The following is a 13,066-nucleotide window of genomic DNA, read 5'->3' on the forward strand; positions in this document are numbered from 1 at the left end:
GCGCTGATGAGCTCGGCGATACCCGATTCGCGACAAGGTCAATCCAGGCCCGCCCGGCGCGCTCGCGCGCGGCGCTTGCCCTCGTGCATCGCGGCCACCCGCGCCACGGGAATGGTGCGGCCCTGATCGATCAGGTCTACCGGCAACCTCTGCGGCGCCGGCATCGCCTGGGCCCACGGGTCGCGGCCGGCGAGGGCGTCGATCGCGGTGTGCACGGTGAAGTCCGCGGGACTGATACGGTCCAGGTCCGCCCAGTCGACCGGGAACGACACCGGAGTCCCCGGTCGCAGCCGCGGGCTGTAGGCGGCCACGACCGTCGCACCGCCTGAGCGGGTCGAGTCGATGAACACCTTGCCCTTGCGATCCTCGACGATGAAGGCCGTTGTCGCGGTCGAGGGATCGAGCGACTCGGCGCGGGCGGCCAGGGCGCGCGTGGCCGCGGCGACATCGTCGACCGGCGCGCTGTCGTCGAGCGGAACAAAGACGTGTACGCCCTTGGCGCCGCTCGTCTTCACCGCGCCGGTCAGCCCGCAATCGGAAAGCGCCTGCCGGACAAGGTGGGCGGCGGTGGCGACGGCGTTGAAGTCGCTCCCGGGTGGTGGGTCCAGGTCCAGCACCAGATGTGTTGGGCGATAGATGTTGTCGGCCAGTCCGAGCGTCGGGTGGTATTCGACTGCGCGCTGGTTGGCCATCCACAGCAACGTTCGCCGGTCGTCGCACAGGGCATAGCGCACTTCGCGGTGGGAGGACTCCGCCCACATCGAGACGGTCTTGACCCAATCCGGGGTGTACTTCGGCACGTTCTTCTGCATGAACGGCGCCCGCCCGCGCAGTACCCGCAACACCGTGAGCGGTCGCCCCGCCAGACCGGGCAGTATTCGGTCGGACACCGCGTCGAGGTAATCGATCAGTTCGCGCTTGGTGGCGCCCGCATCCGGCGTCAACGGCTGGTCCAAGTTGGTGAGCTCGATGCCGGCGCGCTGCTCCTCGGCGTTCACCACTTCACTCTAGGTATGAAATCCGCGATCAGATGGACAGTCGGCGGTAGCGCTGCAGCCGCCGGACGCCTGCCGCGGACGCGGCGCCGTCGTGTTGGGCGATCGCCGATCGGAGGCGTGCGCGCACGTCGTCGACGTCGAGATGCGTCCCGATCGCGACGAGGGAGTTGGCCTGTGCGGACGACGGCGCGTTCGCGATGTGGACGGATGTGCCGACCACGTTGACCACGTAGCGGTGCGTGCGCTCGCGATACCGGATCGCGACCAGGCCCTTGAGGCGGTACACGCCCGCGGGCGGCCGCTCCAGCAGGTCGATCAGCACCGCGGGGTCGACGCAACCTTCGCTGGTGACGGTGACCGAATCGGCGTGCGCGTGGGGATGTTCGTGTCCGTCGTCGATGTCGACGAGCAGCTCCCGCAGCGAGAGCTGCCCCCCGGCCTCGGCGGATTGCGCCACGTCGTACAGCAGCGCGGGGTCGACCCGCCCGGCCGTGGCCCCGACGATGTGGACATCCGGATTACGTTCGCGCACACGGCTTTCGATCCGTTTGAGAACCGCGTGCCGGTCTACCTCGGGGATCCGGTCGAGCTTGTTGACCACCACCAGCGACGCCGCGGCATAGCGGGCAGGGGCGGTGAGGTGGTCGTCGACGGTGTCGAAATGGGTTGCCGCGTCGATGACATCGACGACGCCGCCCGGCCGCACGCGGTCCACCCCGCTGAACCGGATGATCCGCGAGATCGCGATCGGGTCGGCAATGCCGCTGGCCTCGATGATGATGGCGTCCAGACCGAGTTTTGGATCGGCGAGTTTGGCAAGCGCATCGTCGAGGCCGCCGTCGTCGGGGAGGCAGCAGATACACCCTCCCGCGATCGAGGCCGGCTCGTCCACCTGGCCGGTCACCAGCGCCGCGTCGACATTGAGTTCGCCGAAGTCGTTGATGATGACGCCGACGCGTGCACCCGGTTGGCGCAGCACGTGGTTGAGCAGCGTGGTCTTACCCGCTCCGAGATAGCCGGTCAGGGCGATGGCCGGAATGGTCGTCGCTGTCACGCGACACATGATTGCAGCGGTGCGGCCTGTGCGTCCGCCCACAGGTGTTTCGGACCCCCGCAGACGTGGAACCTTCACGCGTGAGAGGAGGCCCGAATGACGGACCACGATAAGGCCGGCCAGGCACGCGAAGGCCTGGTCGACTCGGTGAAGGGCAAGGCCAAGGAGATCTTCGGCGCGATCACCGGAAACGACTCGCTGACCGCCGAAGGCCAACTTCAGCAGGCCGAGGCCGAACGCCGCAAAGAAGCCAACACGATCGATGCGGTCGCCGATGCCGAGGCACGCGAAGCCCGCGACGACGTCGTGGAGGCCAAGCGCGAAGGCGCCAAGGAGCGCACCGCGGTGAACGCCGAAGCGGCCGCTGAAAAGGGTGCGGTGGAGAACCAGAAGGCGGCCCAGAAGCGTGCCGCCGAAGCGGCCGCACACCAGCAGCTCGATCGGGAGCGCACGCAGGCCGAGATCGACGCTGAGCGCAAGGCACGTGAGGCCAAAGCCGAGCAGCGGGCCGAAGTGCATGACGCCGACACTCAGCTCGCCGACGCGCTGGAACAACACCGCGAAGCGGTCGAGGAATCGGCGAGCGCGAAAGCCGAAGCGGCCCGTATCCGCCGCCAAGCCGACAACCTCAACGACAACGCCTGATCAGGGCACGAAAAGGAGCTTGACCATGAGCCTCACCGCTATTCCGAAGGCGGTGCTGAGACTTCAGTACCAGGTGGCCCGCGTGCCACTGCAGTTGATCGACGATCGGTTCGTCGCGCGGATGGACGACGAAGCGCCCGCCCGGCTGTTCTACGAGCGTTCGCTGGGGATGCTGGACACCGCGGTCGGTGCCGCACTGGGCGATCACGAGCTGCAGAAGCGGGGCGCCACCCTCGTCGAGCGCAGCGATGCGTTGCGCCGCGCGGCCGAACTCGACGCGGCCGCCGACGAGAACGTCAAGCAGGCGGGCAGGGAGCTGAATGTGACCCGCGAGAAGGCGCTGCAGGACAAGCAGGAGGCGTTCGAGGAAACCGAGGCCGAGGCCCGCCAGGCGCGCACCGAGGCACAGCAGCGTAAGCGCGCCGCGGTCGAAAAGGCCGAGAAGAAGATCGTCGAGGACAAGAAGAAGGCCGACGAGATCGCCGAGCAACGCAAGAAGAACGTCGAGACCGCCGAGCGCCGCGAAGAAGAGCAGATCGAGGCGGCTGAGCGCAGTGCCGCGAAGGTGGCCAGCGTCAAGATGGCCGATGCGCAGGACAAGCGCGTCCATGCGGCGGCGACGCGTGCCCAGGCGGACAAGATCGACGACCTCGCCGACGCCGAGAAAGAGAAACGGCAAGCCGATCGCTAGCTAGGACGAGATCCCGAGCAGCGACTCGATCCAGCCTCGCGCGAAGTACAGCAGGAAGCCCGCGGCGACCACCCACAACAGTGGGCTGATCTCGCGGGCTTTTCCTGCTGCCGACCGCAGAATCACCCACGAGATGAAGCCGACGCCGATGCCGTTGGCGATCGAGTACGAGAACGGCATCGTCGCCACCGTCAGCACCACGGGTAGCGCAACCGAGAACTCGGAGATGTCGATGTGGCGCAGGTGCGACACCATCATCGCCCCGACGACCACCAGCGCGGCCGCGGCCACTTCCGTCGGCACCACCGACGCCAGCGGCGAGATGAACATCGCGGCGAGGAACAGCACGCCGGTCACGATGTTGGCCAGCCCGGTCCTGGCGCCCTCGCCGATGCCCGCACCCGACTCGACGAACACCGTGTTCGACGAGGCCGACGATGCGCCGCCCACCACGGCGCCCGCGCCTTCGACGATCAGCGCCGCTCGCAGGCGGGGGAAGGTGCCCTTGTCGTCGGCGAGTCCGGCCTCGCGGGACAGGCCCGTGAAGGTGCCCATCGCGTCGAAGAAGTTCGCGAACACGAGGGTGAACACGAACATGGTCGCGGCGATCACGCCGATACGGCCGAAGCTGTCCATGCTGAAGGCGCCGACGAGGGAGAGGTCGGGAAGGGCGAACGGTGAGCCCGACAGGGTGGGAACCGACAGGCTCCACCCACCGGGTTCGTCGACGGCCGACCCGAGGTGCCAGATCGACTCGATCACGACCGCGACGACGGTACCGGCGATGAGTCCGATCAGTATGCCGCCCCGCACTTTTCGGGCCACCATCACGCCCGTCAGCAGCAGCGTGAAGGCGAAGACGACGGTGGGCACGGTGCTGATGGAGCCGCTGCCGTTGCCGCCGAGGCCGACCGGCGGCGAGGCCACGCCGGTCGACCCGATGAACCCCGCATCGACGAGGCCGATGAACAGGATGAAAAGCCCGATACCTGCCGTGATGGCGAGCTTCAGCTGCATCGGCACGGCGTCGAATACCAGCCGGCGCAATCCGGTCGCCGCCAGTACGACGATGATCAGCCCGTTGATCACCACCAGTCCCATGGCCTCGGCCCAGGTGAGGGAGCCGACGAGCGTCGTCGCGACGAACGAGTTGATGCCGAGGCCGGCGGCGAACGCGAACGGCATCCGAGCGATGAGGCCGAACAAGATCGTCATCACGCCCGCCGCCAGCGCGGTCACCGCCGAAACCTCGGCGAACTGCAGGCGATCGCCGGTGACATCCTCCGGACTGGACAGGATGATCGGGTTCAGCACGATGATGTAGGCCATCGCGATGAACGTGACGAGACCGCCGCGGGCCTCCGCGCCGACCGTCGTTCCACGCGCCGAGATCTCGAAGAAGCGGTCGAGGCGGTTCATCCCTCAGACCCTATGGGTGTCCTCGACACCCGTCATCTCGTGCAGGGCGCGCAGGAACGCTCGCCGGTCGGCGGGCGACAGCACCGAAAGCAACCGCTCCTCTCCGCGCTGAATCTGCGCCTGCACCGAATCCTTTAGAGCGCGGCCGGTTTCGGTGATCGCCAGCAGCCGCACACGCCGGTCGGCCGGGTCGGGGCTCCGCTCGATATAGCCCCGCTCCTGGAGTTCGTCGAGCGTGGGGATGATCCGGGTCTTGTCGGCGCCGATGGCCTCGGCGAGCGCGGCTTGGGTGCGCACCGGGGATTCGTCGAGCGCCGACAGCACGCTGTAGCCCCACATCGAGACGCCGTGTTCGGCGAGCACGGGGGTCTCCAGGGCGATCAGCCGACGCAGTAGCGGGGCGAGCATCGCCGCGAGGTCCCGTCGTCGCGGCTTGGGCGGCATGGAGGGATATTAAGCGTTGACCAATAATAAGCTAACATATATCGTAAGCAGATGCATACAATAAACGATCCGCGACCCTTCCACCGAACAGCGATCAACGCCACCGTTGATGTCGTCTCGCGAGTGACGGCCGACGATCTCGCTCGTCCGACCCCGTGTCAGGGGTGGGACCTTTTCGAGTTGCTGACCCATATGACCGTGCAGCACAAGGGATTTGCCGCCGCGGCTCGAGGCGCCGGCGGCGATCTTGCGATGTGGGCGCCCATGACCGTCGCAGAGGAGGTCCGCGCCGATCCCGGGGGGACCTATGCCGCGGCGGCCGCAGAGGTGCTGGCCGCGTTCGCTGTCGAGGGCGTACTCGAGTCGACGTTCGCGTTACCGGAGTTCGGCGAGGACGCCGCCGTTGCGGGTGCCATGGCGATCGGTTTTCATTTCGTCGACTACGTCGCACACGGGTGGGACATCGCCCGCAGCATCGACGTGCCGTTCGGGTTGCCCGACGACGTGGTGGCGGCGGTCCTGCCACTGGCGATGGCGGTTCCCGACGGTGAGATCCGCGACGCGGACAACTCTCCGTTCGCCCGCGCTGTGGCGCCGGAGGCGGGGGAGAGCGACCTCGATCGGGTGCTACGCCACCTGGGCCGATTTCCCGGCTGGCGGGCCGAAGGCGTCACCGCGGATCGATGAGTTCGCGCAGTCTCTCCGCCGATACGACGGACGCGCCCGCTTCGCGTACCCGCTCGGCCAGCGTGCGGTCGGACGTGGCCACGCTGATGTCGCCCGGCCGGTCGTCGGCGCGGACCAAGCGGACAATCTCATCGTCGGCCGAGTTGGGGGCCGGGTGCGGGGCATAGGCGACGGTGACGGCCGACGAGTCGATCGGCGGCTCGGGTGGGCGTTCGAACACCACGGTGACGTCGTCACCGTGCGACCGCCACGATTCCAACCGCTCGACCAGGGTCACCATTGCGCGATGACGGTCACGCCACCAGCCGTCGGGGCGCGATCCGATCACGTTCATACCGTCGACGATCCACCGCATCACATGTCGAGGAGCGGCGTCGGCCGGGTGGCGGGGCCGGTTCAGTAGGCGTGGCCGGTCTGCTTGGCCGCCGGATGCCGACGGCCAAGCAGGTAACCGAGCCAGCGAATATCGAGTAGCACCTGGTCGCCTTCCGCTATGCGGTCTTCTGGGTCAACAGCGGCAGTAGTCGACGCCGTTTCTCGATGCTCTCCGCGAAACGATGAAGCGCATCGGGTACCGATCCGGCGACCGGAACGCTCACGCCGGAACTGTGAAGCACTCGTTGCACTTCATCACTGGCAATCACGGCCCAATCCACCTCGGTGTGATAGCAGCACTCATCGACGTCGTACATGAGCGAAATGAGTTGCTCCGCACACGAAGTCACTCCGCTCAGATCGAGGATGAACGGCTTCTCGGCCAAGACAAATCTGCGGACGAACGCGGTGATCCGTTCAATGTTCTGGTCATTGAGGATGCCGTCGACCGTCACGACCGTTGCCAGCTGGCGGCACACCGCATGAAGCTGGGCCCCGGCGCAGTCGAATGTCGGATTTCCGTACATCACCGCCTCCTCGATCATTCAGCTTCGATGGAGCCCAACTTATGCGGCGAGATTAAGGCAAGCGCCAACGACGGCTAATACTTTGGTAAGAAGCAGATTTTGCGTTCGCTAGCAAATCCTAGTCGCGCCGCAGCCACTGGGGCCCGGAGTAGTTCTCCCACGGGCTGTAGTCGGCGAGCAGCTCCTCCTGCGCGGGCCGCTCGTCGTGGGGTACATGCTGCAGGTTGATCCGGATGCGGTACCAGATCGAACTGGGTCCGCGCATACCGTCGACCAGAATGTCTGCGGGCTCCAACTTTTCGGCCACCGACGGGTGCCGTCGGCGCCATTCCTCCAGCGCCGCCATCGCCTCGTCCTTGGTCTTCGTGCGGGCGATCTCGATGAGCGGCTTGGAGGAGACCCGGCGGCCGGTGCCTGCGCCCGAACGTTTGGCTCCGCGCGGCGCCCTCTCCGCCGGGCCTTGCCGGTCGGCGAGATCCAACAGCGCGTCCAGCGATCCCGCCGCATCGTCGATGCCCTCCCACGGGTCACCGAGTTCGGCGAATCGTTGCGGCACCGTCGCGATCGTGAACGCCTCCGGCCGGCAGCCGGGCACCTCGTCCCAGAGCAGCGGCGTGGACACCCGCGCGTCGGGCGTCGCGCGCACCGAATAGGCCGACGCGACGGTCCGGTCGAATGCGTTCTGGTTGAAATCGACGAAGACGCCCTCGCGCTCCTCCTTCCACCAGCGCGCGGTGGCGGCATCGGGGGCGCGACGTTCCACCTCGCGGGCCACCGCCTGCGCGGCGAGCCGGACGAACTTGAACGGCCACCGCCGCTGGATCCGGGCGTAGATGTGGAAACCCCGCGATCCCGACGTCTTGGGCCATGCCGTCAACCCGTGGTCCTCGAGTACCTCACGGGCGACCATCGCGATCTCGATGATCTGCGGCCACTCGACGCCCGGCATCGGATCGAGGTCGACGCGCAGCTCGTCGGGGTGCGCCAGATCATCGGACCGAACCGGGTGGGGATTGAGGTCGACGCATCCGAGGTTGACCGCCCACACCAGGCCGGCGGCGTCGCGCAGCACCGCTTCGGCCGCCGACGTCCCGGATGCGTACTTCAGCTCGGCGACATCGACGAAGTCCGGCCGCTTCTTCGGGGCGCGTTTCTGGAACACCGCCTCCTCGGTGATGCCCTTGACGAACCGCTTGAGAATCATCGGCCGGTCGCGCACACCGCGCAGGGCGCCGTCGGCGACGCTGAGGTAGTAGTGCATCAGGTCCGACTTCGTGACACCGAGATCGGGAAAGACGACCTTGTCGGGGTGGCTGATGGGCACCCGGTGACCTTCGACCTCCAGGTACTGGGGTGCGGCCATAGCGTCATGCTAGTTTCCCGGCCGCACTGCGACGCGGGTCACATATTGTGGGGACATGGCAAGACTCTCCGAGCTCCCGTCGCAAGCGTTCGCCAAGGCTCAACAACTCGTCGAACGCGGGTCGGCTGAGCTGCATTACGCCGCCAAGATGTTCGGCGCGGGCGCGTTCAAGATCGAACCACCGCAGAACGTCGCCGGAATGCTCGCCGACATCCGGCGGTGGGGCGAATTCGGGATGATCCCGGCACTGAATGCGCGCCGCACCCCCGATCGCACCGCGATCATCGACGACTTCGGCGAGATGACCTTCAAAGAACTCGACGACGCCGCGCACTCGGTCGCCAACGGCCTGCTGGAGAAGGGCGTCAAGGGCGGTGACGGGATCGCGATCCTGGCCCGCAACCACCGGTGGTTCCTCGTCGCGCTGTACGGCGCCGCCCGCACAGGCGCGCGGATCATCCTGCTCAACAGCGAGTTCTCGGGGCCGCAGGTCAAGGAGGTGTCCGAACGTGAGGGCGCCAAGCTGATCATCTATGACGACGAGTACTGCCAGGCCGTGTCCAAGGCGGATCCGCCGCTGGGCAAGCTGCGCGCGCTCGGTGTGAACCCCGACAAGGATGAACCGTCGAACAGCACCGACGAGACGCTCGAGGACTTCGTCTCGCGTCACTCGGGTAAGGCTGCGCCCAAGGCGAGCAAGCACTCGTCGGTGATCATCCTGACCAGTGGAACGACGGGAACCCCCAAGGGCGCCAACAGAAGTACACCGCCCACCCTCGCCCCTATCGGCGGGGTGCTGTCGCATGTGCCGTTCAAGGGCGGCGAGATCACCGCACTTCCGGCGCCGATGTTTCACGCTTTGGGCTTCCTGCACGCGACGATCTCGATGATGTTGGGTACGACGCTGCTGCTGCGCAGGCGGTTCAAGGCCGCCAAGGTGCTCGAGGACATCGAGGAGCACAAGGTGACCGCCGTTGTGGTCGTGCCGGTGATGTTGTCGCGCATGCTCGACGCGCTCGACGAGATGGATCGCAAGCCCGATCTGTCCTCGCTGCGAATCGTGTTCGTGTCCGGGTCGCAGCTGGGCGCGGAGATGGCGCAGCGCGGGCTCAAGATGCTCGGACCCGTCATCTACAACTTGTACGGGTCGACCGAGATCGCGTTCGCCACGATCGCGCGGCCCGAGGATCTGGAGAAGAACCCGGCGACCGTCGGACCGGTTGTCAAGGGCGTGAAGGTCAAGATCCTCGACGACGACGGAAACGAATTGCCGCAGGGCGAGGTCGGGCGGATTTTCGTCGGCAACTTCTTCCCGTTCGAGGGCTACACCGGTGGCGGCCACAAGCAGATCATCGACGGGTTGATGTCGTCGGGTGACGTCGGCTATTTCGACGAGAACGGTCTGCTCTACGTCAGCGGCCGAGACGACGAGATGATCGTCTCCGGCGGCGAGAACGTGTTCCCGGCCGAGGTGGAGGACCTGATCAGCGGTCATCCCGAGGTCGTCGAAGCCACCGCGGTGGGCGTCGAGGACAAGGAGTGGGGGCACCGGTTGCGGGCCTTTGTCGTCAAGGCCGACGGTGCCTCGATCGGCGAGGACGACATCAAGGGATACGTCCGCGAGCATCTGGCGCGCTACAAGGTGCCGCGCGAGGTGGTATTCCTCGACGAGTTACCACGCAACCCGACCGGCAAGATCCTCAAACGCGAGCTCCGGGAAATGGACGTCGACGGAGACGGCGAGAAGGCAAAGGCCGACGGAGACGGTGAGAAAGGTAAGGCCGACGGAGGCGGCGAGAAGGGGAAGGCCGACGGCGCTGAGAAGAAGGCCGACGAGAAGGCTGACGAGAAAGCGGACGAGAAAGCGGACGCCAACAAGTCGGACTAGCCACGCTGCTGCACCCCGCGCGACGGCGGGTGCCTCAGTCGGCCATCGCGGCCGCGCCGGGAATCGACAGGCACACCAGCATCAGTAGCAGCAGGAACCATCCGGCACCCTGCCACTGCACCCACGCGCCCTGGGCTTTCCACTCACGGTAGGTCCTGATGAACGCGCCCAGACCGCCGAGCAGCAGGATTGTGGGCACCGTCGAGGCGGCGATGACTGACGTCTTCGACACGAGGGCGTAGATGACGAATGCGACGGCGGCCACCGCGACCACCACTGCGGTGTAGGTGGCGGCGGCCCGAAACGCTTTCGGCCGGTCCCAGCGCTTCTCGACATCGTTGGTCATGACTGACGTGTTGCCTTCGGTGCGATCGTTAAACGCCCATCAGGGGCCGTTGATGTACCACGACAGGCATCCGGGGATGTCACGGCAGGCGATCACCGCGGTCTGGTCGGGCGGACCGCCGCGGATCTTCGGCGGACGTTTACCGAAGTTGCACGAGGTCGCCCACGGGTTCCCGGGGATGATGCCGGGATAGCAGGGTGCGGCCTGGTCGCGTGGCGCTGGATCAGCGGTAGTGGCGGTCGGTGCCAGCAACAGCCCCAGCATCGCCGAGGCGCCGACAACGACGCGGGCGATCCGGATACTCATGCCACTCATTGCTGGCCGCTCATCGTCACCGCCAACCGCTCGAACGCAACCGCAGACTTCAGGCTACGCCGGTGAGCAAGCGCTTACGGATCGCGCGGCAGCCCCAGCAGGCGCTCGGCGATGATGTTGAGCTGTACCTCGGTCGTGCCGCCGTAGATCGTGGTGGCCCTGCTGCCGAGCAGGTACTCCGCCCACCGGCCGGGCTCCTGCTTCGGATCTCCGATCGCGCCGTCGGTGCCGAACGAGGACACCGCGAACTCCGCGTAGCCCTGGCCGGTCTTCATCGACAGCAGTTTGGAGATCGCCGCGGCCGGCATCGGATCGCCACCGGCCAGGGTGAGCAGCGTCGAGCGCATGTTGAGAACCTTGGCGGCGTGGCCTTCGGCGATGAGCCTGCCCGCGTGGTTCTGCTCGATCTGGTCGAACTGCCCGTCCTGGAGGAACTTGATGAAGTCGGCCAAACTGGCCAGGAACGGCGGCTCGCTGCTGCCGATCGACACTCGCTCGTTGGTCAGCGTGTTGCGGCTCACCTCCCAACCCCGGTTCACCTCGCCGAGCACCATCTCGTCGGGCACGAACACGTCATCGATGAAAACGGTGTTGAACATCGCGTTGCCGGTCAGCTCGCGCAGCGGTTTGACCTCTACGCCCTCGCTGGCCATGTCGAGCAGGAAGTACGTGATCCCATTGTGTTTCGGCGCCGATGGGTCGGTGCGCGCCAACAGCGCGCCCCACTGTGAGTACTGCGCACCGGTGGTCCAGATCTTCTGCCCGGTGATCCGCCAGCCGCCGTCGACCTTGGTCGCCTTGGTGGTCAGGCTGGCCAGGTCCGAACCCGCACCCGGCTCGGAAAACAGCTGACACCAGATCATTTCACCGCGGAAGGTGGGCGGCAGGAAACGCTGTTGCTGTTCGTCCGTGCCGAACGCGACGATCGAGGGGATGATCCAGGCGGCGATGCCCATCTGCGGCCGCTTGACCCGGCCGCTGTCGAACTCCTGGGCGATGATGATCTGCTCGACGGGACCTGCTGCACGTCCCCACGGCTTGGGCAGATGCGGTTGCACCCAGCCGCCCTCGGCGATCGCGACATTGCGCTCTTCACGTGGAATGGCTTTGAGCGCAGCCACTTCCGCGCGGATCTCATCGCGCAGCTTCTCGGTATCGGGGTCGAGGTCGATGTTGAGCTTGCGCATACCCGTGCTGGTCGCGACGTCGACGACCTGCTGCGGGTAGTCGGCATGCCTGCCGAAACCGGCCGCCAGCACCAGCGCACGCCGGTAGTACACATTCGTGTCGTGCTCCCAGGTGAACCCGATGCCGCCGTGCACCTGGATACAGTCCTGAGCGCAGTGTTGGGCGGCCTCGGGTGCCAGCGTGGCCGCCACGGCCGCGGCGAACTCGAATGCGGTTTCGGCAGAGCCGGTCTCGGGGTTCTCACCGCTTCTCACATGCGCGGTGAACTCGTCGATGGCGCGCGCCGCATCCCAGACAGCGGCCGTTGCCCGCTCGGTGTCGGCGATCATCGAGGCGCACTTGTGCTTGATGGCCTGGAACTGGCCGATGGGCCTGCCGAACTGCTCGCGGATCTTGGCGTACGCCGCCGCGGTGTCGGTGGCCCACCGCGCCACGCCGACGCACTCCGCGGACAACAGCGTCGAAATCAGCGCGCGAGCCAACGGCCGGCTCAAATTGCTGAGCACCCGATCGTCGCCCACTTCGATGGCGTTCGCGCGCACGTGCGCCAGCGGGCGCAGCGGGTCGAGGCTGTCGACGGGTTCGATCTCCAGTTGGTCGGCGTCGAAGATCACCCATTCTTCGCCACTCTCGATCGCGACCGGCAGCACCAGCAGCGACGCCTCTGCGGCGGCGGGAACGGCGCGCACCTCACCGCGGATGACCAGTCCGGCGGCATCGCCTTCGCCGTGGCGGGTGGCGGTCAGGCTCGAGTCGATGGCGTAAGTCGCGATCGTCGCGCCGGAGGCCAGGTCGCCCAACTGTGTGGCGTTGGGGTCGTGTGCGGCGATCAGCGCGCTGGCGATGGCCGACGGAACAAACGGGCCCGGCACGGCGCCGTAACCGAACTCCGCGGCGACGATGGCCAACTCGAGTATCCCGAAGCCTTGGCCACCAACGTCTTCGGACAGGTGCACACCTTGCAGGCCCTGATCGGCCGCGCCCTTCCAGTAGGGCGGCGGATTGGGGATCGGCGTCTCCAGCGCTTCGTGCAGCACCTCGGAGGGGGCCACCCGAGCGACGAAGGACCGCACCGAGTCGGCCAGATCGTTGTGCTCAGGATTGATTGCGATGGGCATACCTGCAC

The 13,066-nt window shown here is 66.8% G+C and carries 14 protein-coding genes; 4 read left to right on the forward strand and 10 right to left on the reverse strand.

From position 1 onward, the window contains the following. Nucleotides 1-38: 38 nt before the first annotated feature. Together ligD and AU197_RS20580 are read right to left on the reverse strand one after the other, a co-directional pair. Nucleotides 39-998, reverse strand: a complete 960-nt coding sequence (gene ligD / locus AU197_RS20575) for a non-homologous end-joining DNA ligase (protein ID WP_064405095.1) — start codon at nucleotides 996-998, stop codon at nucleotides 39-41. Nucleotides 999-1,026: 28 nt separating this feature from the next. Beyond that, entirely contained in the window at nucleotides 1,027-2,061 is a 1,035-nt protein-coding gene (locus tag AU197_RS20580) for a CobW family GTP-binding protein (protein ID WP_064404904.1), read from the reverse strand. 87 nt (nucleotides 2,062-2,148) lie between these two features. Here AU197_RS20580 and AU197_RS20585 point away from each other — a divergent pair, with 87 nt between their 5' ends. Continuing rightward, entirely contained in the window at nucleotides 2,149-2,697 is a 549-nt protein-coding gene (locus AU197_RS20585) for a CsbD family protein (protein WP_064404907.1), read from the forward strand. A 25-nt stretch (nucleotides 2,698-2,722) separates the two neighbouring features. Further along, nucleotides 2,723-3,388 (forward strand): hypothetical protein, encoded by a 666-nt coding sequence (locus tag AU197_RS20590; protein WP_064404908.1) that lies wholly within the window; start codon nucleotides 2,723-2,725, stop codon nucleotides 3,386-3,388. Here AU197_RS20590 and AU197_RS20595 read toward each other — a convergent pair whose 3' ends face one another. Both AU197_RS20595 and AU197_RS20600 read right to left on the reverse strand, forming a co-directional pair. Then, a complete protein-coding gene (locus tag AU197_RS20595; protein ID WP_064404911.1) occupies nucleotides 3,389-4,807 on the reverse strand; it encodes an NCS2 family permease in 1,419 nt (472 codons plus the stop codon). Between the two features lie 3 nt (nucleotides 4,808-4,810). After that, on the reverse strand, nucleotides 4,811-5,251 hold the full coding sequence (locus AU197_RS20600; protein ID WP_064404913.1) for a MarR family winged helix-turn-helix transcriptional regulator: 441 nt from the start codon (nucleotides 5,249-5,251) through the stop codon (nucleotides 4,811-4,813). A 51-nt stretch (nucleotides 5,252-5,302) separates the two neighbouring features. Here AU197_RS20600 and AU197_RS20605 point away from each other — a divergent pair, with 51 nt between their 5' ends. Continuing rightward, entirely contained in the window at nucleotides 5,303-5,938 is a 636-nt protein-coding gene (locus AU197_RS20605; protein WP_064404914.1) for a TIGR03086 family metal-binding protein, read from the forward strand. Here the strand turns inward: AU197_RS20605 and AU197_RS20610 are convergent. The 3 genes from AU197_RS20610 to AU197_RS20620 form a co-directional block, all read right to left on the reverse strand. After that, the gene (locus AU197_RS20610; protein WP_064404915.1) at nucleotides 5,922-6,293 is read right to left on the reverse strand and encodes an NYN domain-containing protein; all 372 of its coding nucleotides are present in this window, start codon (nucleotides 6,291-6,293) and stop codon (nucleotides 5,922-5,924) included. The two genes, AU197_RS20605 and AU197_RS20610, sit on opposite strands and share 17 nt — an antisense overlap. 136 nt (nucleotides 6,294-6,429) lie before the next feature. Next, complete coding sequence (locus tag AU197_RS20615; protein ID WP_231745097.1) at nucleotides 6,430-6,858, reverse strand: anti-anti-sigma factor; 429 nt, start codon at nucleotides 6,856-6,858, stop codon at nucleotides 6,430-6,432. Between the two features lie 100 nt (nucleotides 6,859-6,958). After that, nucleotides 6,959-8,203 carry a DNA polymerase domain-containing protein gene (locus tag AU197_RS20620; protein ID WP_064404917.1) on the reverse strand — a complete coding sequence of 415 codons (1,245 nt, stop codon included), beginning with the start codon at nucleotides 8,201-8,203 and terminating at the stop codon, nucleotides 6,959-6,961. 55 nt (nucleotides 8,204-8,258) lie between these two features. On the opposite strand from AU197_RS20620, the gene fadD2 reads away from it, so the two are divergent. Further along, entirely contained in the window at nucleotides 8,259-10,091 is a 1,833-nt protein-coding gene (gene fadD2, locus AU197_RS20625) for a long-chain-fatty-acid--CoA ligase FadD2 (RefSeq protein ID WP_082696770.1), read from the forward strand. Nucleotides 10,092-10,125: 34 nt separating this feature from the next. On the opposite strand, the gene AU197_RS20630 is transcribed toward fadD2, so the two are convergent. The 3 genes from AU197_RS20630 to AU197_RS20640 form a co-directional block, all read right to left on the reverse strand. After that, a complete protein-coding gene (locus tag AU197_RS20630; protein WP_064404919.1) occupies nucleotides 10,126-10,437 on the reverse strand; it encodes a hypothetical protein in 312 nt (103 codons plus the stop codon). Between the two features lie 39 nt (nucleotides 10,438-10,476). Next, complete coding sequence (locus AU197_RS20635; RefSeq protein WP_064404921.1) at nucleotides 10,477-10,743, reverse strand: hypothetical protein; 267 nt, start codon at nucleotides 10,741-10,743, stop codon at nucleotides 10,477-10,479. A gap of 83 nt (nucleotides 10,744-10,826) precedes the next feature. Further along, nucleotides 10,827-13,058, reverse strand: a complete 2,232-nt coding sequence (locus tag AU197_RS20640; RefSeq protein ID WP_064404922.1) for an acyl-CoA dehydrogenase family protein — start codon at nucleotides 13,056-13,058, stop codon at nucleotides 10,827-10,829. Nucleotides 13,059-13,066 lie beyond the last annotated feature (8 nt).

Source organism: Mycobacterium sp. IS-1590 (assembly GCF_001500025.1).
In the GTDB taxonomy this organism is placed as follows: Bacteria; Actinomycetota; Actinomycetes; order Mycobacteriales; family Mycobacteriaceae; genus Mycobacterium.

Coding starts and splice junctions, on each gene's coding strand:
- AU197_RS20580 (WP_064404904.1), bottom strand. CDS start 2,061: ATGTGTCGCGTGACAGCGACGACCATTCCGGCCATCGCCCTGACCGGC.
- AU197_RS20585 (WP_064404907.1), top strand. CDS start 2,149: ATGACGGACCACGATAAGGCCGGCCAGGCACGCGAAGGCCTGGTCGAC.
- AU197_RS20590 (WP_064404908.1), top strand. CDS start 2,723: ATGAGCCTCACCGCTATTCCGAAGGCGGTGCTGAGACTTCAGTACCAG.
- AU197_RS20595 (WP_064404911.1), bottom strand. CDS start 4,807: ATGAACCGCCTCGACCGCTTCTTCGAGATCTCGGCGCGTGGAACGACG.
- AU197_RS20600 (WP_064404913.1), bottom strand. CDS start 5,251: ATGCCGCCCAAGCCGCGACGACGGGACCTCGCGGCGATGCTCGCCCCG.
- AU197_RS20605 (WP_064404914.1), top strand. CDS start 5,303: ATGCATACAATAAACGATCCGCGACCCTTCCACCGAACAGCGATCAAC.
- AU197_RS20610 (WP_064404915.1), bottom strand. CDS start 6,293: ATGCGGTGGATCGTCGACGGTATGAACGTGATCGGATCGCGCCCCGAC.
- AU197_RS20615 (WP_231745097.1), bottom strand. CDS start 6,858: ATGATCGAGGAGGCGGTGATGTACGGAAATCCGACATTCGACTGCGCC.
- AU197_RS20620 (WP_064404917.1), bottom strand. CDS start 8,203: ATGGCCGCACCCCAGTACCTGGAGGTCGAAGGTCACCGGGTGCCCATC.
- fadD2 (WP_082696770.1), top strand. CDS start 8,259: ATGGCAAGACTCTCCGAGCTCCCGTCGCAAGCGTTCGCCAAGGCTCAA.
- AU197_RS20630 (WP_064404919.1), bottom strand. CDS start 10,437: ATGACCAACGATGTCGAGAAGCGCTGGGACCGGCCGAAAGCGTTTCGG.
- AU197_RS20635 (WP_064404921.1), bottom strand. CDS start 10,743: ATGAGTATCCGGATCGCCCGCGTCGTTGTCGGCGCCTCGGCGATGCTG.
- AU197_RS20640 (WP_064404922.1), bottom strand. CDS start 13,058: ATGCCCATCGCAATCAATCCTGAGCACAACGATCTGGCCGACTCGGTG.